25 protein-coding genes are annotated in these 26,291 nt (G+C 62.9%); 7 read left to right on the forward strand and 18 right to left on the reverse strand.

The window, feature by feature from the left end; all coding sequences use genetic code 11:
- The first annotated feature begins 76 nt into the window (after window positions 1-76).
- The 4 genes from gatA to SB772_RS06235 all read left to right on the forward strand — a co-directional run bounded on the left by gatA (window position 77) and on the right by SB772_RS06235 (window position 4,860).
- Complete coding sequence (gene gatA, locus SB772_RS06220; RefSeq protein WP_410832409.1) at window positions 77-1,564, forward strand: Asp-tRNA(Asn)/Glu-tRNA(Gln) amidotransferase subunit GatA; 1,488 nt, start codon at window positions 77-79, stop codon at window positions 1,562-1,564.
- A 5-nt stretch (window positions 1,565-1,569) separates the two neighbouring features.
- On the forward strand, window positions 1,570-3,045 hold the full coding sequence (gatB, locus tag SB772_RS06225) for an Asp-tRNA(Asn)/Glu-tRNA(Gln) amidotransferase subunit GatB (protein ID WP_410832410.1): 1,476 nt from the start codon (window positions 1,570-1,572) through the stop codon (window positions 3,043-3,045).
- Window positions 3,046-3,178: 133 nt separating this feature from the next.
- On the forward strand, window positions 3,179-4,018 hold the full coding sequence (locus SB772_RS06230; RefSeq protein ID WP_410832411.1) for a PPK2 family polyphosphate kinase: 840 nt from the start codon (window positions 3,179-3,181) through the stop codon (window positions 4,016-4,018).
- A 62-nt stretch (window positions 4,019-4,080) separates the two neighbouring features.
- The gene (locus SB772_RS06235; protein ID WP_410832412.1) at window positions 4,081-4,860 is read left to right on the forward strand and encodes an exodeoxyribonuclease III; all 780 of its coding nucleotides are present in this window, start codon (window positions 4,081-4,083) and stop codon (window positions 4,858-4,860) included.
- A gap of 78 nt (window positions 4,861-4,938) precedes the next feature.
- Here the strand turns inward: SB772_RS06235 and SB772_RS06240 are convergent, their stop codons facing one another.
- The 7 genes from SB772_RS06240 to argB form a co-directional block, all read right to left on the reverse strand.
- Complete coding sequence (locus tag SB772_RS06240) at window positions 4,939-6,189, reverse strand: M48 family metallopeptidase (protein WP_410832635.1); 1,251 nt, start codon at window positions 6,187-6,189, stop codon at window positions 4,939-4,941.
- A 23-nt stretch (window positions 6,190-6,212) separates the two neighbouring features.
- A complete protein-coding gene (locus tag SB772_RS06245; RefSeq protein ID WP_410832413.1) occupies window positions 6,213-7,607 on the reverse strand; it encodes an AmpG family muropeptide MFS transporter in 1,395 nt (464 codons plus the stop codon).
- A gap of 14 nt (window positions 7,608-7,621) precedes the next feature.
- The gene (metW, locus tag SB772_RS06250; protein WP_410832414.1) at window positions 7,622-8,230 is read right to left on the reverse strand and encodes a methionine biosynthesis protein MetW; all 609 of its coding nucleotides are present in this window, start codon (window positions 8,228-8,230) and stop codon (window positions 7,622-7,624) included.
- On the reverse strand, window positions 8,227-9,372 hold the full coding sequence (locus SB772_RS06255) for a homoserine O-acetyltransferase (RefSeq protein ID WP_410832415.1): 1,146 nt from the start codon (window positions 9,370-9,372) through the stop codon (window positions 8,227-8,229). The genes metW and SB772_RS06255 overlap by 4 nt, the downstream gene beginning before the upstream one ends.
- 307 nt (window positions 9,373-9,679) lie before the next feature.
- Window positions 9,680-10,372, reverse strand: a complete 693-nt coding sequence (gene slmA / locus SB772_RS06260; protein WP_410832416.1) for a nucleoid occlusion factor SlmA — start codon at window positions 10,370-10,372, stop codon at window positions 9,680-9,682.
- Window positions 10,339-11,130 (reverse strand): pyrimidine 5'-nucleotidase, encoded by a 792-nt coding sequence (locus tag SB772_RS06265; protein WP_410832417.1) that lies wholly within the window; start codon window positions 11,128-11,130, stop codon window positions 10,339-10,341. The genes slmA and SB772_RS06265 overlap by 34 nt, the downstream gene beginning before the upstream one ends.
- A 215-nt stretch (window positions 11,131-11,345) precedes the next feature.
- Window positions 11,346-12,245, reverse strand: coding sequence for an acetylglutamate kinase (gene argB, locus SB772_RS06270; RefSeq protein ID WP_341313662.1), 900 nt, complete (start codon window positions 12,243-12,245; stop codon window positions 11,346-11,348).
- A gap of 265 nt (window positions 12,246-12,510) precedes the next feature.
- On the opposite strand from argB, the gene SB772_RS06275 reads away from it, so the two are divergent.
- On the forward strand, window positions 12,511-12,735 hold the full coding sequence (locus SB772_RS06275) for a cysteine-rich CWC family protein (protein ID WP_410832636.1): 225 nt from the start codon (window positions 12,511-12,513) through the stop codon (window positions 12,733-12,735).
- A gap of 31 nt (window positions 12,736-12,766) precedes the next feature.
- Here the strand turns inward: SB772_RS06275 and SB772_RS06280 are convergent, their stop codons facing one another.
- On the reverse strand, window positions 12,767-14,407 hold the full coding sequence (locus SB772_RS06280; protein WP_410832418.1) for a tetratricopeptide repeat protein: 1,641 nt from the start codon (window positions 14,405-14,407) through the stop codon (window positions 12,767-12,769).
- 137 nt (window positions 14,408-14,544) lie between these two features.
- Here SB772_RS06280 and SB772_RS06285 point away from each other — a divergent pair, with 137 nt between their 5' ends.
- Window positions 14,545-15,855 (forward strand): ATP-binding protein, encoded by a 1,311-nt coding sequence (locus SB772_RS06285; RefSeq protein WP_410832637.1) that lies wholly within the window; start codon window positions 14,545-14,547, stop codon window positions 15,853-15,855.
- Window positions 15,852-16,394 carry a response regulator transcription factor gene (locus SB772_RS06290; protein ID WP_120297330.1) on the forward strand — a complete coding sequence of 181 codons (543 nt, stop codon included), beginning with the start codon at window positions 15,852-15,854 and terminating at the stop codon, window positions 16,392-16,394. Before SB772_RS06285 ends, SB772_RS06290 begins: the two co-directional genes overlap by 4 nt.
- A gap of 141 nt (window positions 16,395-16,535) precedes the next feature.
- Here SB772_RS06290 and hslU read toward each other — a convergent pair whose 3' ends face one another.
- From hslU to SB772_RS06340, 10 genes are all read right to left on the reverse strand, one after another.
- Window positions 16,536-17,882 carry an ATP-dependent protease ATPase subunit HslU gene (hslU, locus tag SB772_RS06295; protein WP_410832419.1) on the reverse strand — a complete coding sequence of 449 codons (1,347 nt, stop codon included), beginning with the start codon at window positions 17,880-17,882 and terminating at the stop codon, window positions 16,536-16,538.
- A gap of 9 nt (window positions 17,883-17,891) precedes the next feature.
- Window positions 17,892-18,428, reverse strand: a complete 537-nt coding sequence (hslV, locus tag SB772_RS06300) for an ATP-dependent protease subunit HslV (protein WP_410832420.1) — start codon at window positions 18,426-18,428, stop codon at window positions 17,892-17,894.
- Between the two features lie 406 nt (window positions 18,429-18,834).
- Window positions 18,835-19,254 carry an RNA polymerase-binding protein DksA gene (gene dksA / locus SB772_RS06305; protein ID WP_006050516.1) on the reverse strand — a complete coding sequence of 140 codons (420 nt, stop codon included), beginning with the start codon at window positions 19,252-19,254 and terminating at the stop codon, window positions 18,835-18,837.
- 475 nt (window positions 19,255-19,729) lie between these two features.
- Window positions 19,730-19,888, reverse strand: a complete 159-nt coding sequence (locus tag SB772_RS06310; protein WP_410832421.1) for a hypothetical protein — start codon at window positions 19,886-19,888, stop codon at window positions 19,730-19,732.
- Window positions 19,889-19,898: 10 nt separating this feature from the next.
- Window positions 19,899-20,987 (reverse strand): CobW family GTP-binding protein, encoded by a 1,089-nt coding sequence (locus SB772_RS06315; RefSeq protein WP_410832422.1) that lies wholly within the window; start codon window positions 20,985-20,987, stop codon window positions 19,899-19,901.
- 188 nt (window positions 20,988-21,175) lie between these two features.
- Window positions 21,176-22,378, reverse strand: coding sequence for a class I SAM-dependent rRNA methyltransferase (locus tag SB772_RS06320; RefSeq protein ID WP_410832423.1), 1,203 nt, complete (start codon window positions 22,376-22,378; stop codon window positions 21,176-21,178).
- An 88-nt stretch (window positions 22,379-22,466) separates the two neighbouring features.
- Window positions 22,467-23,390, reverse strand: coding sequence for a tyrosine recombinase XerC (gene xerC, locus SB772_RS06325; RefSeq protein ID WP_410832424.1), 924 nt, complete (start codon window positions 23,388-23,390; stop codon window positions 22,467-22,469).
- Between the two features lie 32 nt (window positions 23,391-23,422).
- The gene (locus tag SB772_RS06330) at window positions 23,423-24,151 is read right to left on the reverse strand and encodes a DUF484 family protein (RefSeq protein WP_410832425.1); all 729 of its coding nucleotides are present in this window, start codon (window positions 24,149-24,151) and stop codon (window positions 23,423-23,425) included.
- An 85-nt stretch (window positions 24,152-24,236) separates the two neighbouring features.
- Entirely contained in the window at window positions 24,237-25,100 is an 864-nt protein-coding gene (gene dapF / locus SB772_RS06335; RefSeq protein WP_410832426.1) for a diaminopimelate epimerase, read from the reverse strand.
- 72 nt (window positions 25,101-25,172) lie between these two features.
- A complete protein-coding gene (locus tag SB772_RS06340; protein ID WP_410832427.1) occupies window positions 25,173-26,057 on the reverse strand; it encodes a lipid A biosynthesis lauroyl acyltransferase in 885 nt (294 codons plus the stop codon).
- Between the last annotated feature and the right edge of the window lie 234 nt (window positions 26,058-26,291).

A 26,291-nucleotide genomic window follows, 5' to 3' on the forward strand; every position in this document is an offset into this window, starting at 1 on the left:
CCGGCTTGCCGGCGGGCAGCCGAAAGCCTCCACGGCAGCGTTGCAAGCGCTGTCGCGCTCTTCAGGATGAAACGCAATGCATGAAAAAAGCTTGACCGAACTGCGTGCCGCACTCGCTGCCAAGGAATGCTCCGCAGTCGAACTGGCACAGTTGTATCTGAAGCGGATCGACGCGGCCAACAGCCTGAACGCATTCATTCAGGTCGACGCCGATCTGACGCTCGCGCAGGCGAAAGCGGCCGACGCGCTGCTCCATACCGGCCACGCCGGCCCGCTGGTCGGCCTGCCGATCGCGCACAAAGATGTGTTCGTGACGAAGGGCTGGCGCTCCACCGCCGGCTCGAAGATGCTCGCGAACTACGAAAGCCCGTTCGACGCAACCGTGGTCGCGCGCTTGCAGAACGCCGGCATGGTGTGCGTGGGCAAGACCAATATGGATGAGTTCGCGATGGGCTCGTCCAACGAGAATTCGTACTTTGGCCCGGTGCAGAATCCGTGGGATCGTCAGGCCGTGCCGGGTGGTTCGTCGGGCGGCTCGGCGGCGGCTGTGGCGGCGCGCCTGGCGCCCGCTGCGACCGGCACCGATACCGGCGGCTCGATTCGTCAGCCGGCGTCGTTCTCCGGCATCACCGGCATCAAGCCGACCTACGGCCGCGTGTCACGTTACGGGATGATCGCGTTTGCGTCGTCGCTGGATCAGGGCGGTCCGATGGCGCAAACCGCCGCGGATTGCGCGACGCTGCTCAACGCCATGGCCGGTTTCGACGCACGCGATTCGACGAGCCTCACGCGCGACGACGAAGACTTCACGCGCTACATCGGCAAGACGTGGAAAGAGGATGGCGCGGATAAACCGCTCGCCGGTCTGCGCATCGGTTTGCCGAAGGAATACTTTGGCGAAGGTTTGGCCGATGACGTGCGCGCCTCGATCGACGCCGCGCTGAAACAATACGAAGCGCTCGGCGCCACGCTGGTGGACGTCTCGCTGCCGAAAACCGAACTGTCGATTCCGGTGTACTACGTGATCGCGCCGGCGGAAGCCTCGTCGAACCTGTCGCGTTTCGACGGCGTGCGCTTCGGCCATCGCGCCGCGCAATACCGCGATCTGCTGGACATGTACAAGAAGTCGCGTGCCGAAGGCTTCGGTCCGGAAGTGAAGCGCCGCATTCTGGTGGGCGCGTACGTGCTGTCGCACGGCTACTACGACGCGTACTACCTGCAGGCGCAAAAGATCCGCCGCATCATCGCGCAGGATTTCCAGGAAGCGTTCAAGCAGTGCGACGTGATCATGGGACCGGTCTCGCCGTCAGTGGCGTGGGACCTCGGCGCGAAGGGCGACGATCCGGTGCAGATGTATCTGGCCGACATTTACACGCTGTCGGTGAGCCTCGCCGGTTTGCCCGGCATGAGCGTGCCGTGCGGCTTCGGCGCGGGCGCGAATGCGCAGCGTCCGGTGGGTCTGCAGATCATCGGCAACTATTTCAATGAAGCCCGGATGCTGCAAGTGGCCGACGCGTTCCAGCGCGCCACCGATTGGCACCGCAAAGCACCGGCAGGAGTGTGAACACCATGACCAAGCAATGGGAAGTCGTGATCGGTCTGGAGACCCACGCGCAACTGTCGACCAAATCGAAGATTTTCTCCGGCGCCGCCACGCAGTTCGGCGCTGAACCCAACACGCAAGCCTGCCCCGTCGACCTCGCGTTGCCGGGCACATTGCCGGTGATGAACCGCGGCGCTGTCGAGCGCGCCATCCAGTTCGGTCTCGCGATCGGCTCCACCATCGCGCCGCGCAGCATCTTTGCGCGCAAGAATTATTTCTACCCCGATCTGCCGAAGGGCTATCAGATCAGCCAGTACGAAATTCCCGTCGTGCAGGGCGGCCAGGTGACGATTCAAGTGCCTGCCAATGAAAAGACGGGTAAGGAAGCATACGAGAAGGTCGTCAACCTGACGCGCGCTCACCTCGAAGAAGATGCGGGCAAGTCGCTGCACGAAGACTTCACGGGCATGACCGGCATCGATTTGAATCGCGCCGGCACGCCGCTGCTCGAAATCGTCACCGAGCCGGAAATGCGCAGCGCGGCTGAAGCAGTTGCGTATGCCAAGACACTGCATACGCTGGTGACGTGGCTCGGCATTTGTGACGGCAACATGCAGGAAGGCTCGTTCCGTTGCGACGCGAACGTGTCGGTGCGGCCGGTCGGTCAGGCGGAATTCGGCACGCGCGCCGAGATCAAGAACCTGAACTCGTTCCGCTTCCTCGAAGAAGCGATCCAGTATGAAGTGCGCCGTCAGATCGAATTGATCGAGGACGGTGGCACGGTGGTGCAGGAAACGCGTCTGTACGATCCGGACAAGCGCGAAACGCGCTCGATGCGCAGCAAGGAAGACGCGCACGATTACCGCTATTTCCCCGATCCCGATCTGATGCCGCTCGTGATCGACGCGGCGTGGGTCGAGCGCGTGAAGGGCGAGATGCCGGAACTGCCGGAAGCGATTCAGCAACGGTTCGTGTCGCAATACGGCCTGACGCCGTACGACGCCAACGTGCTGACGTCGAGCAAGGCAATGGCTGCTTACTACGAAGCGGTTGTCGTCAAGGTCGGCCCGGCGCAAGCGAAGGTCGCTGCAAACTGGCTGATGGGCGAAGTGTCGTCGCAACTGAATCGCGAAGGCCTGGACATCGCCGGGAGTCCGGTTTCGTCGGCACAACTCGCGCTGTTGCTGCAACGTATCGCCGACGGCACGATCTCGAACAAGATCGCCAGGGAAATTTTCCTCGCTATCTGGGAAGAGAAGGCCACGGACGAAGCCGCCGCCGATCGCATCATCGGAGCGAAGGGTTTGAAGCAGATTTCGGACACCGGCGCGCTGGAAGCGATCATCGACGAAGTACTTGCCGCGAACCAGAAGTCGGTCGAGGAATTCCGCGCCGGCAAGGAAAAGGCGTTCAACGCGCTGATCGGCCAGGCGATGAAGGCGACCAAGGGCAAGGCCAATCCGGCGCAGGTCAACGAACTGCTGAAGAAGAAGCTGTCCTGAGTTGAAGCTCAGTTGAAGAAGCACGGCTGAGGCGCGAGCTTTAGCCATCGCGGGCTGTTGCCGGAAACGAAAGTGGGGCAACGGCCCGTTTCATTTTGCGGGCCCGTTTAAACGCAGATCACGGAGTGTGTGAATGGCGAAGCAACCCGAACTCGACGATTTCCGCGTGCCGTATTTCGATGCCGGCAAAAAGAACGGCAAATTCTCGCTGGCCGATTTCGACCCGGCCGCCAAGCCGTTTTCAACCGGTTCGAAAGAAAGCGACCGCGCACGATTGGCGGGGATTGGAGCTAAGCTCGACGTGTTGCAGGAGCGCTTGCACGCGCAGCAAAAGCGTCGCGTGTTGCTGGTTTTGCAAGGCATGGACACGAGCGGCAAGGATGGCACGATCCGCGCGGTGTTTCATGAAGTCGATCCGCTCGGTTTGCGCATCGTGCCGTTCAAGGCGCCGACGCCTGTCGAGTTGGCGCATGACTTCTTGTGGCGCGTGCATGCACAAGCGCCGGCTGCCGGCGAGCTGACGATCTTCAATCGTAGTCACTACGAGGATCTGCTGGTGCCCACCGTGCTCGGCAACCTGAGCGCCGAAGCATTCGAGCAACGCAGCTGCCACATTCGGCAGTTCGAAGAGATGCTGGCATACAACGGCACGACCATCGTCAAGTGCATGCTGCACATTTCGAAAGACGAGCAGCGTGCGCGTCTGCAAGCGCGGATCGACGATCCGAGCAAGCACTGGAAATTCGATGTGTCCGATCTCGACGCGCGCAAGCAGTGGGACCAATATCAGACGGTGTATCGCGATGCATTAGCCGCCACGTCGACGGACTACGCGCCGTGGTATGTGATTCCGGCCGATTCGAAGACGCATCGTAACGTGATGGTCGCCGAGTTGCTGTTGCGCACGTTCGAAGGGTTGAAGCTCGAATATCCGCCTCCCAAAGAATCACTGAAGGGCGTCAGGGTCGAGTGATCCGTCCTTCGGCCTCAAAGTGAATCGAACGAATTGAACGAATTGAACATACGAGGAACGACATGTTGCGTGTGATTACCGCGAACCTGAACGGCATCCGCTCAGCGGCGAAGAAGGGTTTTTTCGAATGGTTCGGCGAACAGAAAGCCGACGTGCTGTGCGTGCAGGAAATCAAATGCTCGCAAGACGATATGACGCCCGAATTCATGGCGCCGCACGATTTCACCGGCTATTTTCAGCATGCGGTGAAGAAGGGCTATAGCGGCGCGGGCGTCTACACGCGTCATGAGCCGGACGAAGTCATGATCGGTTTCGGCAGCGAGGAATTCGACCCCGAAGGGCGCTATGTCGAACTGCGGTTCGGCAAGCTGTCGATCGTGTCGGTGTATGTGCCGTCGGGTTCGAGCGGCGAAGAACGTCAGCAGGCCAAGTACCGCTTCATGGACGTGTTCATGCCGCATCTCGCGGAGCTGGCTAAAGAGCGCGAAGTGATCGTGTGCGGCGACGTCAACATCGTCCACAAAGAGATCGACATCAAGAACTGGAAGGGCAACCAGAAGAACTCAGGTTGCCTGCCGGAAGAACGCGCGTGGCTGACCAGACTGTTCGACGAAGTCGGTTATGTCGACGTGTTCCGCACGCTCGATCAGCGCCCGGAGCAATATACGTGGTGGAGCAATCGCGGTCAGGCGTACGCGAAGAACGTCGGGTGGCGGATCGATTATCAGATCGCGACGCAGGGCATCGCAGGCAAGGCGAAGCGCACCGACGTGTTCCGCGACATCAAATTCAGCGACCACGCGCCGCTGACCGTCGACTACGACCACAAGCTCAAGAAGTAATCACAACATGGGAGCCGGCTGAGCCGCAAGCGAACCGCAAGGGCCGCGAGCGCATCACAATCGCGCGGCTCGCGACACTCAATCGCGGGTCAGCTTGCGGCGCGGACGGCCCATGCGGGCATAGTCCGGCAGCGCATCCACGCTTTTGCCGACCGCCTTTGCATAGAGCGGCAGCATATCCGGCAAGCGCTTGATGATGTCCTGGCGGCGCGCTTGCGTGTACGGATGCACGTAGATGAACCCTTGCTCGCGATTGCTGTGGGTTGCTGTTGCCAGCTTGTCCCACAGCGTGACCGCCGCGCGCGGATCGAAGCCGGCGCGCGACGCGATATCGCTGCCGATCACGTCGGCTTCGGTTTCGTCGGTGTTTTCGTACTTCATTTCCAGCAACTGCGAACCGATGCCGAGCGGCGCCGCGCCCAGATCGGCGAGCCCGAATATCTGCGGAATCGCGCCCGACGAACCCAGTTGCTCCGCCTGTTGCTCGCCGAGCCGTTCGCGCGCATGCTCGCGCAATGCGTGCGCGATCTCATGGCCGATCAGCATGCCGAGTTCGTTGTCGTTCAGATGCACGCGGTCGAGCAGGCCGCTATACACGACGATCTTGCCGCCCGGCAGACAGTACATGCGGATATCGGGCGAGCGCACCACCGCCACATCCCACTTCCAGCCTTTCGCCCGCTCGTTCCATTTCAGCGAGTAGGGGATCAGTTTGTCCGTGATCGAACGCACGCGCGTGACGTGTGCATCGGTCTCGCCGTACAGGCGGTTCGCGTGATCCGCGCCGCGGGCGATCTGGTCGAACTCGTCGGCGGCTTGCGCCTCGAGCATCGGCGATGGAATCAGGTTGCGGAATACCACGTAGCCGCCGTAGCGCAGTTGCGCGTTCGGACCGTACGACGCGGACGCGGCAGGACTTGAAGCCGCTGCTGGCGTCGAGGTGGCCGCGGGCGCTTTTGCAGCTGCGGGCGGTGTCGCGGTAGGCGCGGGCGTCTTGGCCGTTACCGGTGGTTGCGGCGTGGGCGACGGCGCGGGCGGCGTAGCGGCGGCAGCTGCGCTGCCGGCGGTTGCGGCGCTATTCGCGCTGGGTGCCGCCGGTGTCGCATTCTCAGGGCTCGCTGCACTCTGCGCCGATTTTGCCGGCGGCGCGGCCGGTGCCGCTGGTGCCGTAGCCGGTGCCGGTGCGCTGGTGGCGACCGCAGGCATGGCTGTCGCGTGTGCGCTTGGCGGCGCAGCTAGCGTGACGCCCGCATAGCCGAGCGCCAATGCCGCATGCAATGCGGCGCGGCTGGCCTTGAAGGGCTGAGCCGAAAAGGCATCCGCGCGCATCGCACGCTTTGGCGGGAGCACCGTCACGACTGGCTTCTCCAAGGCGCGATCCGCAGCAGAAGCAGCATGCCGGGCAGCGCCAGCGCGGTACACACGATGAAGTAGTCGAACCAGCCGATCCTGGCGACCACGTAGCCGCTTGCCGCCGATGCCAGTGTGCGAGGCACGGACGCCAGACTCGTGAACAGCGCGAACTGCGTGGCCGTGTAGCGCGGATCGGTGGTGCTGGCGATGTAGGCGGTGAAGGCCGCCATGGTCAGGCCGGTCGCGAAGGTTTCGAGGCCGTAGACGAGTGCGAGCGCGACCGATCGCGGATCGAGCTGCACGGCCCAGTCGACGCCGACCAGCGCGAGCAGCTTCGTCGTGCCCTGGCTCAGCCAGACGGCGATGTCATAGATCGCGGTAAGACCGGGCGAAGCCGGCCCGAGATGTGCGAGCCACGCGAAACCGAGCGTGGACACCATCTGCAGGATGCCGAAAATCCACAGCCCCCGGCCGATGCCGATCTTCATCAGCCAGATCCCGCCGACAATCCCGCCGGCAAGACTCGCGCCAAACGCGGTGGTCTTCGCGATCACGCCGATCTGCGTGCGTGAAAAGCCGATGTCGAGAAAGAACGAGGTCGACAGCGTGGTCGCCATAGTGTCGCCGAGCTTGTACAGGAAGATGAAGCCGAGCACGAACAGCGCGCCGCGCCAGCCGTCGCGTTGAATGAATTCGCTGAACGGCTGCACGATCGCTTCGCGCAGATTCTTGGGTGGCGTGCCGTGCACCTCGGGTTCGCGCACCACCAGCGTCATGATCATGCCGGGCAGCATGAACGCGCCGGTGACGATGAACACGATGGCCCAGGGCAAATGATCGGACAGAATCAGCGCCAACGAACCCGGCACCAGCGCGGCGATCTTGTACGCGTTCACGTGCACCGCATTGCCGAGACCTTGCTGCGTGTCGCTCAGCAGCTCACGCCGGTAAGCATCGATCGAGATGTCCTGACTCGCGCCGAAGAACGCGACCAGCGCCGTGAGCGCCGCGACCGTCCAGATCGAATCGCGCGGCGAGACAAAACCGAGCGCCGCGATCGCGCCGGCAACCAGAATCTGCGTGACCAGCATCCAGCCGCGCCGTCTTCCCGGACGCCAGCCCGGAAAACGCGGCACGTAGCGGTCCATCAGCGGCGCCCAGACGAATTTCCAGGTGTACGGAAACTGGATCAGCGCAAACAGGCCGATTTCCTTCAGATTGACGCCTTCGGAGCGTAGCCACGCCTGCACCAGATACACGAGCGTGAACAGCGGCAGTCCCGACGTAAAGCCGAGAAAGACGCAGATCAGCATGCGCGCATTCAGGAACGCGCGCCAGCCGGGATGTTCTACGTGAGCGGTAAGTGCAGGCGCCTCGTGCGGCGGGTTCGACATGTGGATAACTTGCGTTAGCTTTTCTTGACGCGATAGACCGCAAGACTACCACGCCAGTTCACGCCCCACCGCACCACCTGGCCGTCGTGCAGTACCACGCGGTCGAGAATTTCGATGCCGACCTCGGGCGCGAGCGCCTCGAAATCCTTGATGGTCAGTACCCGCACGTTCGGCGTGTTGTGCCATTGAAAAGGCAGCGACTTCGACACCGGCATGCGGCCTTGCAGCACCGAAAGCCGGTGCGCCCAGTAGCCGAAGTTCGGAAACGACACGATGCATTCCTTGCCGACCCGCACCGTCTCGCGCAGGATCGCGGCGGTCTGATGGATGGTTTGCAGCGTTTGCGACAGAATCGCGAAGTCGAAGCTGCCGTCTTCGAACAGACGCAGGCCGTCTTCCAGATTCTGCTGGATCACGTTGACGCCGTTTTGCGTCGATGCCAGCACGCCGGCGTCGTTGATTTCGATGCCGTAGCCCTGCACGTCCAGTTCTTCGGTCAGCAGCGACAGCAGCGAACCGTCGCCGCAGCCGAGATCGAGCACGGTCGCGCGCGGTTCGACCCAGCGGGCGATCGCGCGGAAATCCGGGCGCAGCGCCAGATAATCGAGTGCTCGCTGGTTCATGCGTTCACCTCGTTCGCAATACGTTCGTAATAGGCGCGCATCAGGTTGTGATAGCGCGCGTCGTCGAGCAGGAAGGCGTCGTGGCCGTGCGGCGCGTCGATTTCCGCGTAAGTCACCGTGCGCTTGTGGTCGAGCAGCGCCTTCACCAGTTCGCGCGAGCGGGCCGGCGCGAAACGCCAGTCGGTCGAGAAGCTGGCGATCAGGTATTTCGCCGTGGTGTGCGCGACGGCGGCGGTCAGATCGCCGTCGAAGGCTTTGGCCGGATCGAAATAGTCGAGCGCGCGGGTGATCAGCAGATAGGTGTTCGCGTCGAAGTAGTCGGCGAACTTGTCGCCCTGGTAGCGCAGATACGACTCCACCTCGAACTCGACGTCGAAGTTGAAGTTGTACGCATCCACCGCGCCTTCCGCGCGGCGCAGCGATCGGCCGAATTTCTCGGCCATGTCGTCGTCGGACAGATAGGTGATGTGGCCGATCATCCGCGCGACGCGCAAGCCGCGCTTCGGCTTGACGTTGTGCGCGTAGTAGTTGCCGCCGTGGAAGTCCGGGTCCGACAGGATCGCCGAGCGCGCCACCTCGTTGAACGCGATGTTCTGCGCGGACAGTTTCGGCGTGGACGCGACCACGATGCAATGGCCGACGCGTTCCGGATACATCATGCTCCACGCCAGCGCCTGCATGCCGCCGAGGCTGCCGCCCATTACCGCGGCAAAGCGCACGATGCCGAATTCATCGGCGACGCGCGCCTGGGCGTTGACCCAGTCTTCCACCGTCACCACGGGAAACGTCGCGCCGTAGGGGTTTCCGGTGGCCGGATCGATGCTCATCGGGCCGGTCGAGCCGAAGCACGAGCCCAGGTTGTTCACGCCGATCACGAAGAACCTGTCGGTGTCGAGCGGTTTGCCCGGGCCGACCATGTTGTCCCACCAGCCGATGTCCTTCGGATTGTCGGCGTACACGCCCGCGACATGGTGCGAGGCATTGAGCGCGTGGCACACCAGCACCGCATTGCTGCGCGCGGCATTGAGCGTGCCGTAGGTTTCGACCATCAGGTCGTAACCGGCCAGCGAGCTGCCGTTCTGCAAGCGCAGCGGCTCAGTGAAATGCATTTTTTGGGGAGCGACGATACCGATCGATTCCATTCATTCCGCCATTTAACAAAACAGGGCGGCTAGATGGCGTCGGCGAGGCACGGGGGAAAGACTGTGTGCGCGGCTGACGACCTCTTTAGCCGCATTTGTAGTGAACCCCGGGAAACGTTCCCGGTGGTTCGCGCGCCCGCAATCGAGTCAGCAAATCGGCGCGTGAGATGTTCAGGGTGTTCTGGATTGCGGCGCCCGGTGCTTTCGGGCGCTGCAATCAGGTGCTGCAATCAGGCGGAAAGTATAGCGGAAATTCTCATGTGGCAACGTCGTGGGCGCTCGCATGAGTCCGCGCATGCCGCGCGGACTACTGAAGAATCAGCAGCAACTGGGCGTCGGCATGTTCAGCGGGCGCCCGTGCAAAGCCGCTGCGCACGTACCGGTGCCAGCGGCCGATGATGTAGCTGAGCAGCAGGCTCGCGCGGATCGCGGGATCGTAGCCGGCGGGCAGCGGCACGGCGGCTTGCGTGCCGCCCGCGCTTGCGGTTTCGCTCGCGTTTGCATCCATTTGAGCGAGCCGCAGACATTGCTTCAACGAAGCTTCGACCCGCTCCAGCATCTGATTGACGCGTTCGGTCAACCGTTCATGCTCGCCGACCAGCGCCTCGCAGGTCAAAACGCGCGTCATGCCGGGGTTCTTCGCGGGGAAATTGAGCAGCATCAAGGCGATCGAACGCGCCTGCAGTACGCCGTTGCTTTCCTTGTCGGCGATCTGGTTGATCAGGCCGAAGATGGTTTGCTCGATGAACTCGATCAGCCCTTCGAACATTTGCGCCTTGCTGGCGAAATGGCGGTACAGCGCGGCTTCCGAAACGCCGAGGCGGGCGGCGAGCGCCGCAGTGGTGATCTTTTCGTTCTTCGGCGCCTCCAGCATCGCGGCGAGCGTCTGGAGGATGTGCACCCGGCGTTCGCCCGGCTTCAGGCGCGGCGCACGTGGGCTCGCCGCGGGTTCGGACTCGTGTTCGGCTACGGCTTCGTCAGGCTTGTCGATCGGCTGCATGTCTGTCGTCCCTTCAGTCGCACCGAGCGGGTGCCCAGTCGTAACGATTTTAACGAACGAATGCACTGATCGACATAGTGCGGCCGGCCGGTGCCCGGCAGACGCGTCGGCATGCCGTCCGCATGCGGTTTGCGCGGCAGGTGACCGGTGATCCACACGGTGCGGATGCCGAGCCGCCGATAGTTCTTCAGATGCGAGCGCGTGTCTTCGACGAGGATCACATCGCTCATCGACACGTGCGCGTCGCGCATCGCTTTGCGCAGCATCGCGTGGTCGGGTTTGGCACGCCAGCCGCGACGGTCGCGCATATGCTCGATCGCGATGACCTGCTCGAACAGCCGCTCGATGCCTAGTTCAGCCAACACGGCGCGCGCATAGGTTTCCGGGGCGTTGGTCAGCACGATCTTGCGGCCCGGCAGCGCCGCGACGAGGCGCGCGATGCCGCGTTCGTGGCGGATCATCGAACCCAGATCGGCAAACGTGTGCACGACCTTCAGGAAATCGTGCGGATCGAGCGGATGATGCCGCGCGAGCCCGAGCAAGGTCGCGCCGTAGCGCTGCGTGTAACCGGTGCGCAGGCGGTTGGCTTCATCGATTTCGACTTGCAGCGCGTCGATGATGTACTGCGTCATCGCCTGATTGATCGCCGGAAAGATCGCGTGCGAAGCGTGGTGCAGCGTGTTGTCGAGATCGAACAGCCAGACCGGACTGCCACCTGCGATGTGCGGACGACGGCGCTGGGAGGTGGGGGTGCGCATGATGAGTAGAGCCGGCTAGCGGCGAGCTGCCGCGCCGTGCAATGAACGCGGGCGGCTTGCGACGCGAGCGAGGGGAGCAACGGGAAGTTTATTTTCGCGCGATCGGGCGGCGCGGTGTGAGGTGAGTTGTGAACCAGGCTGCGAACCGGGCAGTACAACGGGCATGCACGGCGCACAGGTTGGGCGCGCCGTGCATGCCGTGCTCGAGGCGAAGATCAATGCGAGCGGATCATCGTGCCGAACGGCTGTTCGGTGAGAATTTCCAGCAGAACCGAGTGCTCGATCCGGCCGTCGATGATGTGCACCGAACGCACGCCGCTCTTCGCCGCGTCGAGCGCCGACGAGATTTTCGGCAGCATGCCGCCGGAGATCGTGCCATCGTCGAACAGGCCGTCGATCTCACGCGCCGACAGATCGGTCAGCAGATTGCCTTCCTTGTCCATCACGCCGGGGATGTTGGTCATCATCACGAGCTTTTCGGCGTTCAGCACGACCGCCAGCTTGCCCGCGACCAGATCCGCGTTGATGTTGTACGACAGGCCGTCTTCGCCGAAACCGATCGGCGAGATCACCGGAATGAACGCGTCGTCCTGCAGCGCCTTCACGACCGCCGGATTGATCGCCTCGACTTCGCCGACCTGGCCGATATCGACATACTGGCCGGGATTGTCTCGATCCGGCATCAGCATCTTGCGCGCGTGGATCAGGCCGCCGTCCTTGCCGGTCAGACCGACGGCGTGGCCGCCGAAATGGTTGATCAGCGTGACGATATCCTGCTGCACTTCGCCGCCGAGCACCCATTCGACGACTTCCATCGTCTCTTCGTCGGTGACGCGCATGCCCTGGATGAACGTGCCCTGCTTGCCGATTTTCTTCAGCGCCTGGTCGATTTGCGGACCGCCGCCGTGCACGATCACCGGATTGATACCGACCAGTTTCAGCAGAATCACGTCGCGCGCGAAGCCTTGCTTCAGGCGCTCTTCGGTCATAGCGTTCCCGCCGTATTTGATCACCACGGTCTTGCCGTGATATTGGCGAATATAGGGCAGCGCCTCGGCGAGGATTTCAGCCTTGAGGGTGGGCGCGATCTGCGAAAGGTCGGGAAGCTCGGACATGGCGGCAGGCTCAGGCACGGGACAGTTGAAACAGGGCGAATTGTACAGGACTGGCGCGCTGCAACAGGGTTTTCGACGCCGGTGCTGGCGGCGGGCGGCACGTACCTGGCGCACTGCGCAATCGACGGCTCAAACAGGTGGCCGACGAACCAGCGTACAGCCGGTTACGGCAGGCCGGGAATAGGCCGAACGGCCGACTAACGGAGCCGCGCCACTCGTGGCATCATTTCCTGACCGATGCTTTAGCGAGACCATCCTGCCCGTCATGAAACCGTCCGCTACCCGCTCCCAAAGCAGCGCGCGTTGTCCGCGTTGCGGCAACGCGTTCGACTGCGCCATGCATGGGGAGCCGTTCGAGTGTTGGTGCCGCGCCATGCCGGCATTGCCGGCCGACAGGTTGGATCCGGGGGGCCGCTGCCTGTGCCCCGAATGTCTCGCCGGGGAGATCGCACGAGCCGCGCAAGCCTGGCCTGGCATCGATCCGGCTTGAAACCGGCGCGCTGTGGCGACGCTGTGGCGAGCTACGCCGCGCGGTGCCGCGCCGCTAGCGTGCTCAGATCGCGTGTAACGGCTTCGAGTGCCCGATCCCATTGCCCGAACTGTTGCTGCCGGTATAGCGTCGCGCCCGGATACCACGGGCTGTCACACCGGTCGAGCAGCCAAACCCAGTGCGGATTGACGTCGAGCAGGACCCACGTGCGCTGGCCGAGCGCGCCGCTCAGATGCGCCACGGACGTGCAAACCGTGATCACGAGATCGAGCGCGCTGACAAACGCGGCGGTGTCGTCGAAGTCGGTGAACCCGGCGGTGAAGTCGATCATCGGCAAGCCGGCTGCTTGCGCCGCCGCGACGTCCGCGGCCGCGCCCGGCTGCAGCGAATAGAAGCCAACGTCTTTCGCGCCACCGAAATACGCCGCGTAGCGTTCCCAGCCAAGCCGCCGAAACGGATTGCGCTGATGGCCGGCGCTGCCGGTCCATGTCAGTCCCACCTTGAGCCCGGGTTCGCTGGCCAGGCGCGTGCGCCATGACTCGCGGGCGGCGGGGTCGGCGTGTAAATACGGAATCGCAGCGGGGATCGTCTGTTCCCGCGTGTCGAATATGGATGGCAGACTGAGCAGCGGAATCTCATAGTCGAACGGCGGCAGGGATTCGACGCCGCCGCCTGCCGTGTAGTCGTCCACGTGAACGCCCAGGCTGCGCACCAGCAGCGCGCCCATCTGGGGAAACGAATTCCAGATCAGGCGGCCGTCTTCGCGATGAACGCGCTCCGCCAGCAACGGAATATAGCGGCTGAACTGCAGTACGTCGCCCATGCCCTGCTCGCCCCACACCAACAGCGTTTTGCCGGCGAGAGGCTCGCCTTGCCAGGTCGGCGCCGGCATCTGTGGGCGGTCGCCGCCCAGTTCCAAAGAACCGTCCCAGCGCGCTTCGTGGGCCGGCCAGCCGTGTGCGTAATTGCCGCGCATCAGCAGCAACGTGCTGAGATTGAAGCGCAGGATCGCGTCTGTGGGCGCAAGTGCGCAGGCGATCCTTTCGGCTTGCTCCGCGTCGTCCCAGCGTTGCGCTTCACGCAGTGCCAGCGCATAGTTGTTATGCGCCAGCGGGCTATACGGCGTGCATTGCACGGCTATTGCGCCGGCCTCAAGCGCGCGCGGCAGATTAAAACCGGCGCGGCTTGCCTGCGCGAGATTGGTCCATGCTTCGCCTTCGCCGGGTTCGTCTTGCACTGCGCTTTCCAGTAGCGCGAGCTGTTCGCTCAGGTCGCCGCCGGTGAGCATCAGCGCGCCAGCGAGATTGTTGCGCAACTGCGGCAGCCGCGGATCGAGCGCGAGTGCGCGACGATACGGTGCAATCGCTTCGTCATGCCGGTTCGCCATTTGCAGCGTGTAGCCCAGGCGAAAGTGCGCGACAGCGCGGTTGGGGTCTAGTTGGGCAATAATGGCGGCGAGCGCGATGGCGTCGTCGTGACGGTGCTGCGCAAGCGAAGCTGTGGTCAGCGAATCGAGCGATTCGTCGTCGAGTGGATGCAGTTGTGCGGCGGCATCGAGCAAGTTGGTCTCTGCTTGTGCCGTGCCGTTTTGTCGAGCTGCGGCAGCATGCCGCAGAAAATTCAGGAAAGCTGACGAGACGTGCTGCTCGGAATCTGAGGATGGAGACGGCATGAGTATGTCCGGACGGCTGGCGAACCGATGGTGGGCGATGGCCCGTGCGGCGCTATCGCAGAAAAGCCATGTTACCGGCGCGACGTCGCGAGGTCAGTCAGACGAGTCCGACAATTCCGAACAGGTAAACTGACGTGATGCATCGTATTACCACCACCGGCCGAGTCAATCTCAGTCATCTGTTCTGGCTGCGCAGCCTCGCCATCATCGGCCAACTGATGACGATCGCGTTCGTGCAGATCTTCATCGGCGTGCATCTGCCGTTGCCCGCGATGTTGCTCGTGATCTCGCTCGAAGTGATCTTCAACGGTCTCACCTGGTGGCGCGTCTTGCAGCAGCGGCCCGAGTCCAACCTCGAATTGTTCGGCCAGATCTGGGTCGATCTGGGCGCGTTGTCGGCGCTGCTGTTTCTGTCCGGCGGCACGACCAATCCCTTTGTCTCGCTGTATCTGCCGTCTCTCGCGATTGCCGCGGCCGTGTTGCCGTGGCGTCTGATGGCGTGGCTTGCTGCCTTCGCGGTGGCCTGCTACGCCGTGCTTGGTTTCGATTCGGTGCCGCTTAATCTCGATAACCCCGCCAACCTGTTCGATTACTATCGCGCGGGCATGTGGGTGAACTTCATGGTCAGCGTGGGGTTGATTGCATGGTTCGTGGCGCGTATGTCGCGGGCTCTGCGGCTACGTGACGCAGCGCTTGGCGAAGCCCAGCAGCGCTTGCTGCAAGACGAGCGCGCCGTCGCACTCGGCGTGCAGGCCGCCACCGTCGCGCACGAAATCGGCACGCCGCTGTCTACCATCGCGATGCTGACCGAAGAATTGCGCGACGCCGCGCGCACAGATCAGGGCCTCGCGCCCTATACGGCCGACCTCGAACTGCTCGAACAGCAAATGACGTTGTGCACCTCGGCGCTTGCGCGGTTGCGCAGCCGCGCCTCGACGTCGAGCAACCGGCAACCGGTCGCCGAGTGGCTCGAGTCGTTCGGCGAGCAATGGCGCTTGCGCCATCCGCACGTGAAATTCGAGCGGTTCGGCGTGCCGCCCGCGGAGGTGAGTCTTGACGACGCGGTTGCCGTCAGTCAGATTCTCACGATCCTGCTGGACAACGCAGCGCGTGCGAGCCGCGATCATGTGACGCTGGCATGCACGCTCGCGAAGCAAGGCGACCGGATCGAATTCGAAGTATGCGACGCGGGCCCTGGTATTCCGCTGGCGTTGCGTGGTTCACTCGGCACGGTGCCGGTCGATAGTACGCAGGGCGGGCACGGCGTGGGTCTTTATCTGGCGTTTTCAGCGGCGGCGCGCCTAGGCGGTTCGATCGAATTGACCGACGTCAGTGAGATCAAGCCACGTGGTACACGCGCAGTGCTGCGGCTACCGCTCGCGGCGCGCAAATTATCCGGCACGGGCCGTCGCGGCGCCGCGCCATCCAACACGGAGAAACAGGCATGAGCGAGATGAATTTTCTGGTGATCGACGACGATGAGGTGTTCTCCGGTATCCTCGCCCGCGGTCTGACGCGGCGCGGCTACACGGTGGCCGAAGCGCACAACGCGGACGAGGCGATCAAGCTCGCGAACCAGCAGAAGTTCAGCCAGATCACGGTGGACCTGCATCTCGGCAACGACTCGGGCCTCACGCTCGTCGCGCCGCTGCGCGACCTGCAGCCGGACGCGCGGATGCTGGTGCTGACCGGGTACGCGAGCATTGCGACCGCGGTGCAAGCGGTGAAAGACGGCGCCGATAACTATCTGGCGAAGCCGGCCAACGTCGAAACGATTTTGTCGGCGCTGCAAAGCGAAGCGAGCGCGCTGCAAGCCGAAGAGGCGATCGAGCATCCCACGCCGTTGTCGGTCGCGCGTCTCGAGTGGGAGCATATTCAACGCGTGCTCGCTGAGCACGGCGGTAATATCTCGGCCACCGCGCGCGCACTAAACATGCATCGTCGAACGCTGCAGCGCAAGTTGGCCAAGCGGCCGGTCAAGCAGTAAGCGGCCGGGCCTTTCGTTCGCAGGCCAGAAAGCAAAACGGGCTGCCTTTCACAAAGCAGCCCGTTTTTTACGCCTCGCACATGATGTGGATCCGGGGAGGCGTACGGCTTTGATGCGGCATACGCGGCGGCAGATGCGACTTCACAGCACGTAGCGCGAGAGGTCTTCGTCTTCAGCCACTTCATTCAGCGCGCGGTCGACATACGACGCATCGATTTTCACCGTCGTGCCCGAATGATTGCCGGCCGAGAACGAGACTTCTTCGAGCAGCTTTTCGATCACCGTGTACAGGCGGCGCGCGCCGATATTCTCGGTTTTCTCGTTCACCGAGTACGCAATCTCGGCGAGGCGGCGAATGCCGTCGTCGGCGAATTCGAGGTGCACGTCTTCGGTTTCGAGCAGTGCCTGGTATTGCTTGACGAGGCTCGCATCGGTGGCGACCAGGATCGACTCGAAATCGCCTACCGACAGCGAATCCAGTTCGACCCGAATCGGGAAACGGCCTTGCAGTTCCGGAATCAGATCGCTCGGCCTCGCCAGATGAAACGCACCGCTTGCGATGAACAGGATGTGATCGGTCTTCACCATGCCGTACTTGGTGTTGATCGTGGTGCCTTCGACGAGCGGCAACAGATCGCGCTGCACGCCCTGGCGTGACACTTCGCCGCCGCCCGTTTCGTTACGCGAGGCAATCTTGTCGATTTCGTCGAGGAACACGATGCCGTTCTGCTCGACGTTCTGCACCGCCCTGGTTTTCACCTCTTCGTCGTTGAGCATCTTGCCGGCTTCTTCGTCGGTGAGGACTTTCAGCGCTTCCTTCACCTTCATCTTGCGGCGCGTTTTCTTGCCGCCGCCGATGTTCGCGAACATCGAGCGGATCTGCTCGGTCATGTCTTCCATGCCCGGCGGCCCCATGATGTCCATGCCGACTTGCGGCTGCTCGACGTCGAGTTCGATTTCCTTGTCGTCGAGCAGGCCTTCGCGCAGACGCTTGCGGAAGGTCTGACGCGTCGGGCTGCTTTCATCCACGGTGTCCGCGGCGCTTGAGCTCGCGCCGAAACCGACCGGGCGCGCGGTGGGCAGCAGGATGTCGAGGATGCGGTCTTCCGCCTGATCTTCGGCCTTGTTGCGCACTTTGCGCATTTCCGTTTCGCGCGTCTGCTTGATCGAGATCTCCATCAGATCGCGCACGATGCTGTCGACGTCGCGGCCTACGTAGCCAACTTCGGTGAACTTGGTGGCTTCGATCTTGATGAATGGCGCGTCGGCCAGTTTCGCCAGGCGCCGCGCGATTTCGGTTTTGCCGACGCCGGTCGGTCCGATCATCAGAATGTTCTTCGGCGTGATTTCCTGACGCAGCGGTTCTTCGACCTGTTGACGGCGCCAGCGGTTGCGCAATGCCACTGCCACCGCTTTTTTCGCGCGGCCTTGGCCGATGATGTGCTTGTCGAGTTCCGAGACGATCTCGGCAGGGGTCATGGTGCTCATCGTGGGTCCTTACTCGATCGTCTCGATGACGCGGTTATGGTTCGTATAGATGCACATGTCGCCGGCAATCTCCAGCGACTTCTCCACGATTTCGCGCGGCGACAACTCGGTGTTGTCGGCGAGCGCTTTCGCAGCGGCTTGCGCGTAGGCGCCGCCCGAACCGATTGCACAGATACCGCCTTCCGGGTCGAGTACGTCGCCGTTACCGGTGATGACTAGGGTACTGGTCGCGTCGGCGGCGATCAGCATCGCTTCGAGGCGGCGCAGCATGCGGTCGGTGCGCCAGTCTTTCGCGAGTTCGACGGCCGCGCGCGTCAGATTGCCCTGATGTTTTTCCAGCTTCGCTTCGAAGCGGTCGAGCAGCGAGAAGGCGTCGGCCGTGCCGCCGGCGAAGCCGACCAGCACCTTGCCGTTATAGATGCGCCGGACTTTCTTCGCGCCACCCTTCATGACGATGTTGCCCAGTGTGACCTGGCCGTCGCCGCCGAGCGCGACCTTGTCGCCGCGGCGCACGGAGACGATCGTCGTGCCGTGAAATTGCTCCATATGCGTTCCTCTTTGCAAAACGGGTAGGACGCGGCAGCGCAGCGCTACCGCATGAATCCGGGAAGCGGACGGCGCGCGACGCTGAACCGGTCAACCCGACGATCGACTGGCCGGCGCGCGCTCGTGCAGCGCATGTTCGGTTTATTTTAGGGCGTGCGCGGTCATATCAAGAGCCGGCAAATGGCATAAGACAAAAAACCCGTGACCAGGACGGCGCACGGGAGAGGGTGAGGAGCCGGGTGGCAGCACCGGCGCGGCGTAGAACCGCCGCCAGCTGACGATCGGGGGCGCGTTCCTGGCGAACGCTAAAAAGTGCCCTGCAAAAGAAAAAAGGCGCACAGATTACCGTGCGCCTCTCGACGAAGCAGCGTAACAGGGCGCGGAGCCGAAGCCGCGCCGCAGGCGTTCAGTCGCCGAACAGCTTCTGGCGCAGTTCGCGGCGTTCCTGCGCTTCGAGCGACAGGGTGGCCGTGGGCCGTGCGAGCAGACGCGGAATGCCGATCGGCTCGCCGGTTTCTTCGCACCAGCCATAATCGCCCGAATCGATGCGCGCGAGCGATTGCTGCACCTTTTTCAGCAGCTTGCGCTCGCGGTCGCGCGTGCGCAGTTCGAGCGCATGCTCTTCCTCGATCGTCGCGCGATCGGCCGGGTCCGGCACGATTACCGTTTCGCGCAGGTTTTCGGTCGTCTGGCCGGCATTGCGGAGAATCTCCGCCTGCAGCTGTTCGAGCTTGTTCTTGAAGAAAGCGAGCTGATCCTCATTCATGTAATCCTTGTCGCTCATCTTCAGGATTTCGGCTTCAGTCAAGAGTCGTTTCGTCGTCATCTGGCTTGCTTCTTCAATGTGAGGCAAAACTCTTACATAGTGCCCGCACTTTCGTGTTGCCCGCAAAGGCGCCTCGAAGACGCTCGATGAGCGCAGGGCGAACACGGACGGTGGACTGCCGTGACGCCGAAGCGCCGAGCGCCTACGCGCTGGGCATCGCTACGCCTATGCGGGGCCGAACTCCTCTGGAAACCGATTTCTCAAATGCTCCTGAGGCAGTGCTACCGGCAGCGCGCCCGTTCAGGCTGTGCCAGCCGGCATTGTCGGCGTGTTTCCGGACAAGATTTTCCGGCGCCATGTCAGGCCCGGCGCGGGATACGCACTGACCGGGCAATTCGTTGTCATTCTCCAGTGGGCACGTATTGTAACTGAATCACAATCCTGCACCGCAACTGGTGGAAATCCCGCTGCAGCAGGTCGATATATCCCGAAAATATAACGCGCGCCCGACTAAAAAGCGATGGTCGTGCACGCTTTAATACAGCAGGGTTTTCACGCGCTTTTCATACATACGACTTTTCAGCGGCCTTTCGGCCACTTTCGGCGCATTCAGCAGACGATTGGCGCTGCGCCCACGTGCCTGGAGGCACACGCGGCACAACGGCGCGGCACGGTAGGTGCCGTAGCCGCTCACGCCTCACGCCTCACGCCAGACAGGCGTTCAGACCGTCGGTGATCAGGTCTTGCGGCAATTCGATGCCGATGAACACCATCTTGTTGGTCTTCTTTTCGATCGGCTGCCATTTCGCGGCCAGATCGCTGCCCATCATCTGATGCACACCCTGGAAAACCACCTTGCGGTCGACGCCCTTCATGTACAGCACGCCCTTGTAACGCAACAGACGCTCGCCGTAGATCTGCAGGATGCCGCCGAGGAAGTCTTCCAGCTTGTTCGGATCGAACGGACGGTTGCTGCGGAAGACGAACGATTTGATCTTGTCGTCGTGGTGCGCGTGGTGATGATTCGCGTGATCGTGACCTTCGTGATCGCAATGGCCGTGGTCGTGATCGCAGTTTTCGTGATCGTCGTGGGTATGGCCGTGCTCGTCGTGTGCGTGAGCATGGTTGTGCGCGTGTTCGTCTTCGGCGAGGAAGTCCGGATCGATCTCGAGCTTCGAATTCAGGTTGAAGCCGCGCAGGTCGAAAATTTCCTTGATGTCCGCTTCGCCGAAATTGACGATTCTGATCGCCGCCCGCGGATTCATGTGCAGCAGACGGTGGCGCAGATCTTCCACATGCTTTTCGTCGACCAGATCGGCCTTCGTGATGAACAGCCGATCGGCGAAGCCGACCTGGCGCTGCACCACTTCGTGCTCGTCGAGCTGGTGGTTCGCGTGCTTTGCGTCGACCAGCGTGATGATCGCGTCGAGCAGGAATTCATTGGCGATCTGGTCGTCCATGAAGAACGTTTGGGCGACCGGGCCCGGATTGGCGAGGCCGGTGGTTTCGATCACGACGCGGTCGAAATCCAGTTCGCCGGACTGCTTCTTCGCCGCCAGATCGCCGAGCACGCGCGAAAGGTCGCCGCGGATCGTGCAGCAGATGCAGCCGTTGCTCATCTGGATGATCTGTTCGCTCGTGTCCTGCACGAGGATTTCGTTGTCGATGTTCTCTTCGCCGAATTCGTTTTCGATCACGGCGATCTTCATGCCGTGCTTTTCGTTCAGGATGCGCTTGAGCAGGGTGGTTTTGCCGCTGCCGAGAAAGCCGGTCAGGATGGTGACTGGGATCATGTTGGTCGCCTGTATGTACGTGAATCTGCAGAATCGAATGCGTCGGACCGGGCGCGGCAGCCCGACGGCGCGCAGCCCAATCCAGCCCGGTATTGAAACATATCTGTCGGGACGGCGCAGGCGGCGGCGTTCGAACCCTGGTTTGCCTGCGCCGCCGGCGCGGGAAATAGGCCTGAAACTATGGGCGATCAGGCGATTTGCAACAGTAGGCCTTTCAGGTACTCGCCTTCCGGGAAGGCGGTGAGCAGCGGATGGTCCACCCCGGCGCCGAGGCGCTTGAGAATCCGCGCATCGACGCGCGCGTCGGCGGCCGCGCTGGAGACGATCTTCTGGAACAGTTCGGAGTCGATCGCGCCGGAACACGAATAGGTGAACAGCAGACCGCCCGGGCGCAGCAGCTTGAGCCCGGTCAGGTTGATGTCCTTGTAGGCGCGCGACGCCCGGTCCACATGTTCACGCGACGGCGCGAATTTCGGCGGATCGAGCACGATCAGGTCGAAGCGTTCGCCGTCGTCGTAAAGGCGGCGCAGGGTCTTGAACGCGTCGGCGTCGAGCCACGTGGCACGCTGCGCATCGAAGCCGTTGGTCGCGACGTTCTGCTGGGCGATCGCCAGTGCGTCTCCCGACGAATCGATCGACACCACGCGTCTGGCGCCGCCTTTGAGCGCTGCCAGCGAGAAACCGCCGGTGTAGCAGAAGCAGTTCAACACGTCGCGGTCCTGCGCGAGTTGCTGCACCAGCAAGCGGTTGTCGCGCTGGTCGACGTAGAAGCCGGTCTTGTGGCCGTTGCGCACGTCGACGTGATAACGCACGCCGTTTTCGCTCGCGATCAGCGTCCCGGACGGCGCTTCGCCCGCCAGCACGCCGGTGATCTGCTCGAGGCCTTCCTTCTGGCGGATCGACACATCCGAGCGTTCGTAGACGTTCGGGCAACCGGTCGCATCGGTTAGCGCGGCGACGATCGCTTCCTTCCATGCTTCGACGCCCGCCGCCATGAATTGACAGACGAGCTGGCTGCGCTGGCCTTCGTCCTCGGCGACGTAATGATCGACGATCAGGCCAGGCAGCCCGTCCGCTTCGCCGAAAATCAGCCGCACGGCGCCGGTGTCGCGCACCATTCTTTGACGATGCGCCAGCGCGCGCTGCACGCGGCGCTTGAAGAACGCGTGGTCGATCGGCTCGGTTTCGTCGAAGCTCCAAACGCGGGCGCGGATCTGCGAATGCGGGCTGTAGGCGGCGCGCGCGAGGAAGCGGCCGTCGTGCGCGCGCACCAGGACGGTGGCGCCGGCGGCGGGATGGCCGTCGACGCGATCGATTGCATTGGCATAGACCCACGGATGGCGGCGCAGCAGCGACTTTTCTTTCGACGGTTTGAGCGTAACGATGTTCATCAGGGTGTCAGCAGAGCAATAGGCCGCATGGCGAGACGCACACGGCAGGTGAAGCGAAGGTGGATACTGCAAACCGCAAAAAGCGGAGTCAGTCGCGTTTTTTCGCGCGTGGATGCGCCTGATCGTAGACGTGCGCGAGATGCTGGAAATCGAGCGCCGTGTAGACCTGTGTGGCGGTAATGCTGACGTGGCCGAGCAGCTCCTGCACCGCGCGCAGGTCGCCGCTCGATTGCAGCACATGCGTGGCGAACGAATGCCGCAGCACGTGCGGATGCACGTTGGCGGGAATGCCGGCGACCAGCGCCGCGCGCTTCACGCGTTCGCGCACCACGTTCGGCGACAGACGATTGCCTCGCGCCGACAGAAACAGCGGATGCGGATCGTGCTTCACCATCTGGTCGCGCACCGCGAGCCACGCGCGCAAGGCGTCGAGCGCCTTGCTGCCGACCGGCACGATGCGGCGCCGGTTGCCCTTGCCGAGCACTTCGACTTCGGCGGAATCGAGCTTGAGCCAGCCTGCGGAACGGTAGCCGTCGGCATCGGCGAAACGGGCGTCGAGACCGACCAGTTCAGACAGGCGCAGGCCCGACGAGTAGAACAGCTCGAGCATCGCGTGATCGCGCAAACCTTCGAGCGTGGCGGCGGGCGGGCTTTCCATCAGGCGCGTGGCGTCGTCGACGGAAAGCGCTTTAGGCAGCGTCCTGGCCTGTTTCGGCGCGCGCACCGTGGCGACCGGATTGGCCGGCAAGTCGACGCGGCCCGCGAGCCAGCGATAAAACGCACGCCACACCGAAAGCCGATGGCTGATCGAGCGCGCGGTCAGTCCGCCCGCGTGCGCGCGTGAAACGGCGCCGCGAATGTCGATGGCGGTGAGGCTTTCGAGCGGCCGGCCTTTAGCCAGCAGCTTCAGTTCTTCGAGTTCGTGGGTGTAGCCGCGCAGCGTATGCGCCGACAACCGCCGCTCGTGTTCGAGATTCGACAGATAGACGGCGATCGGGTCGGCTTCGGTCACGATGGGCGGCGTTTGGGCGGATCGGCGTGGGCTCAGCGCGGCAGCAGGCGGCTCAGCGCCGCGCTCGCCAACGCGCCGATCTGCGTCAGGAAGTCGGTGGCCATGCCGTCGTGAAATCGGCGCGGATCGGCTGAGCCCATCACCAGCAGGCCGAAGGTGGGCGCTTCTTCTTTACCTTCAGGGTCGCGCAGCGCGAGCAGCGCGATCGACTCGGTGGCGTGCGCGGATTCGCTCGCGTTTTCCGCCGACGAAGACGACGTGTCGTCGGCTACCGCCGACACTGCGGGCGCCAACCACTGCGCCGCTTCGAAGCCGGTGTTCGCGCCGCAATACGGTGTGGTGAGACTATTTCCGAAGATCCGCACTTCCTCGCCGACATGGCGCGCGAAGTCGGCCTGCGCGTACGGTTCGGCGATATCCCACACGCGCAGCGCGGCTTGCGGCACGTCGAAAATGTCGCGCAAACCGGTTGTGATCGTACGCGGCAGTGCATACGGATCGCGTTCGGCCATCACGCGGATGGTCCAGCGATTGAATTTCGACGCAATGCTGTCGTTCTCGTGGCCGTACCGCAGCAACTCGGCGAGGCGCCGTTCGAGATGTTTGTTCTTGTCACGCAGCATTTCCATCTGCCGTTCCTGCAACGACACTGCAGCTTTGCCGTGCGGGTTCGCGAGCCGGATCGTCGCGAGCATTTCCGCGTGTTCGGCGAAGAATTCGGGGTTGGCGAGCAGATATTCGGAGACTTCGCGATCGTTCATGGTTTCGGCTAAAGGACTACGGGACTACGGGACGACGCCTTCGGGCGGCGCATCGGTCAATGAGTTAGTGTGGCCGCTTAATCGGTTAATCGGCCAGCTCGATTTCGCCTTCGAAAACAGTTGCCGCGGGACCGGCCATCAGGAGCGGCGCGCCCTCGTGCGTGCTGTCCCACGAAATCGTCAGTTTGCCGCCGTGCGTGTGCACGAGGACCGGCGCATCCAGCAGCCCGCGGCGAATGCCGGCGGCGACCGCCGCGCAAGCGCCCGTGCCGCAGGCCAGCGTTTCACCGGCGCCGCGTTCGTAGACGCGCAGCTTGATTTCGCTACGGCCGACGATCTGCATGAAGCCCGCGTTCACTCGCTGCGGGAAACGCGCATGCCGCTCGATCAGCGGGCCATCGGTCAGCACCGGAAAATCTTCGACGTCGTCGACCACCTGCACCGCGTGCGGGTTGCCCATCGACACCACCGAGATCCATCGCGTCACGCCGTTCACGTCGAGCGGCCAGAGCGTGTCGGCGCCTTCGCTGCGGCCTTCGAGGCCTTTGGCATCGAACGGCACACGCGCCGGTTCGAACACAGGTGTGCCCATGTCGACCAGCACTTCGCCATTGTCCTGCATGGTCAGCGTGATGGTGCCGTTCTGGACCTGCACGCGCACGCTGCGCTTGTCGGTCAGACCGGTATCGCGCACGAACTTGACGAAGCAGCGCGCGCCGTTGCCGCAATGCTCGACCTCGCCGCCGTCGCAATTGAAGATGCGATAGCGGAAATCGACGCCGTCGAGCGTGGGCTTTTCGACCAGCAGCAACTGGTCGGCGCCGACGCCGAAATGCCGGTCCGCGAGCGCGCGCACCCGTTCCGGCGTCAGGTCGACCGGTTGGGTGTAGCCGTCGAGCACGACGAAGTCATTGCCCGCGCCGTGCATTTTGGTGAATTTCAGTTTCATCGCGCTATTGTAAGTGACGCGCCGGCAGGTGAGCCGGACACCGCGTTATTTCCGCGTTCCGGCGCAATCTGCTCAGTACACGCCCGGTTCGCCCGGCGGACGCGTCTTGAAGCGCTTGTGCACCCAGTAATACTGCTCGGGAATCAGCGGAATCTGCTCTTCGAGGAAGGCATTCATGCGACGCGCATCGATATCGTCGTCGCCGGAGGGGTAGTTGTCCCACGGTTTGAATACCTTCAACCGGTAGCCTTTGTAGTTCGGCAGCACTTCGCCGATGAACGGCACCACTTGCGCATGTCCGACCTTGGCGAGCCGTCCGACGGCCGTCAGCGTGCATGTCTGTATGCCGAAGAACGGCACGAACGTCGAGTTGCGCATGCCGTAGTCCATGTCGGCGCCAAGCATGACGGGCTTGCGGTCGCGCAGCCAGCGCAGCACGATGCGCGCGCTGTCGGCGCGGCTTGCCATATCCGCGCCGAAGCGGCCGCGCGCGGCTATCGCCACGTCGTCGAGCACCTTGTTGGACATCGGCTGATAGAGCGCGCCGCACTGCCGGCGCAGTGCGTGATTGATGAATACGGAGCCTGCCTCGATACCGACGAAATGCGCACCAAGCAACAGGGTGGGCGGCATGTCGGGATCGAGCAGGTCGATTTCGCTATCCACCTGAACGAGCTTTTCGAGCTTCTTCGCAGAGCCGAACCATTGCACGCTGCGCTCCACATAACTGCGAATCGCATGGCGGAAGTGTTTCTGCGCGATCTCTGCGCGGTGCTCCTCGCTCCATTCCGGGAAACACAAGCTCAGATTGATGTGAACGATGCGCTTACGGTTGCTGGGGACCTGATAGAGCAACCAGCCAAGCCCATCGCCCATTCTTGCAACGAGGCCGTACGGCAGCAGCGCCAGGAATTTCAGCAGCCCAATGGCCAGGTGGGCACCAATACGACTCAGCATGCCGCCCCTCCGTGTGGGGCGTCGAGCGACGCTTTGCTCAAGAGACCTGGAAACGGGTTGAAATACGGCACGGGTGAACACTCTGTGACATTCAAAGGAAGTCGCTATAATAAGGGCTTCGCCGAGTTAATAGACAACTTGCGGGGCGAAGCTGCCAGGCGCGCAACTCATATGGGAAGCGCCTGACGGTCAGGTAATCCGCTAAAGCGTCGCCGCTTCAAGGCTCCCGAAGCT

Source organism: Paraburkholderia sp. SIMBA_030 (assembly GCF_046535245.1).
Lineage (GTDB): Bacteria > Pseudomonadota > Gammaproteobacteria > Burkholderiales > Burkholderiaceae > Paraburkholderia.

What these genes read in the sequence shown, in the direction of transcription:
- gatA (WP_410832409.1), top strand. Translation starts at nt 77, where the DNA reads ATGCATGAAAAAAGCTTGACCGAACTGCGTGCCGCACTCGCTGCCAAG.
- gatB (WP_410832410.1), top strand. Translation starts at nt 1,570, where the DNA reads ATGACCAAGCAATGGGAAGTCGTGATCGGTCTGGAGACCCACGCGCAA.
- SB772_RS06230 (WP_410832411.1), top strand. Translation starts at nt 3,179, where the DNA reads ATGGCGAAGCAACCCGAACTCGACGATTTCCGCGTGCCGTATTTCGAT.
- SB772_RS06235 (WP_410832412.1), top strand. Translation starts at nt 4,081, where the DNA reads ATGTTGCGTGTGATTACCGCGAACCTGAACGGCATCCGCTCAGCGGCG.
- SB772_RS06240 (WP_410832635.1), bottom strand. Translation starts at nt 6,189, where the DNA reads ATGCGCGCGGATGCCTTTTCGGCTCAGCCCTTCAAGGCCAGCCGCGCC.
- SB772_RS06245 (WP_410832413.1), bottom strand. Translation starts at nt 7,607, where the DNA reads ATGTCGAACCCGCCGCACGAGGCGCCTGCACTTACCGCTCACGTAGAA.
- metW (WP_410832414.1), bottom strand. Translation starts at nt 8,230, where the DNA reads ATGAACCAGCGAGCACTCGATTATCTGGCGCTGCGCCCGGATTTCCGC.
- SB772_RS06255 (WP_410832415.1), bottom strand. Translation starts at nt 9,372, where the DNA reads ATGGAATCGATCGGTATCGTCGCTCCCCAAAAAATGCATTTCACTGAG.
- slmA (WP_410832416.1), bottom strand. Translation starts at nt 10,372, where the DNA reads ATGCAGCCGATCGACAAGCCTGACGAAGCCGTAGCCGAACACGAGTCC.
- SB772_RS06265 (WP_410832417.1), bottom strand. Translation starts at nt 11,130, where the DNA reads ATGCGCACCCCCACCTCCCAGCGCCGTCGTCCGCACATCGCAGGTGGC.
- argB (WP_341313662.1), bottom strand. Translation starts at nt 12,245, where the DNA reads ATGTCCGAGCTTCCCGACCTTTCGCAGATCGCGCCCACCCTCAAGGCT.
- SB772_RS06275 (WP_410832636.1), top strand. Translation starts at nt 12,511, where the DNA reads ATGAAACCGTCCGCTACCCGCTCCCAAAGCAGCGCGCGTTGTCCGCGT.
- SB772_RS06280 (WP_410832418.1), bottom strand. Translation starts at nt 14,407, where the DNA reads ATGCCGTCTCCATCCTCAGATTCCGAGCAGCACGTCTCGTCAGCTTTC.
- SB772_RS06285 (WP_410832637.1), top strand. Translation starts at nt 14,545, where the DNA reads ATGCATCGTATTACCACCACCGGCCGAGTCAATCTCAGTCATCTGTTC.
- SB772_RS06290 (WP_120297330.1), top strand. Translation starts at nt 15,852, where the DNA reads ATGAGCGAGATGAATTTTCTGGTGATCGACGACGATGAGGTGTTCTCC.
- hslU (WP_410832419.1), bottom strand. Translation starts at nt 17,882, where the DNA reads ATGAGCACCATGACCCCTGCCGAGATCGTCTCGGAACTCGACAAGCAC.
- hslV (WP_410832420.1), bottom strand. Translation starts at nt 18,428, where the DNA reads ATGGAGCAATTTCACGGCACGACGATCGTCTCCGTGCGCCGCGGCGAC.
- dksA (WP_006050516.1), bottom strand. Translation starts at nt 19,254, where the DNA reads ATGACGACGAAACGACTCTTGACTGAAGCCGAAATCCTGAAGATGAGC.
- SB772_RS06315 (WP_410832422.1), bottom strand. Translation starts at nt 20,987, where the DNA reads ATGATCCCAGTCACCATCCTGACCGGCTTTCTCGGCAGCGGCAAAACC.
- SB772_RS06320 (WP_410832423.1), bottom strand. Translation starts at nt 22,378, where the DNA reads ATGAACATCGTTACGCTCAAACCGTCGAAAGAAAAGTCGCTGCTGCGC.
- SB772_RS06330 (WP_410832425.1), bottom strand. Translation starts at nt 24,151, where the DNA reads ATGAACGATCGCGAAGTCTCCGAATATCTGCTCGCCAACCCCGAATTC.
- dapF (WP_410832426.1), bottom strand. Translation starts at nt 25,100, where the DNA reads ATGAAACTGAAATTCACCAAAATGCACGGCGCGGGCAATGACTTCGTC.
- SB772_RS06340 (WP_410832427.1), bottom strand. Translation starts at nt 26,057, where the DNA reads ATGCTGAGTCGTATTGGTGCCCACCTGGCCATTGGGCTGCTGAAATTC.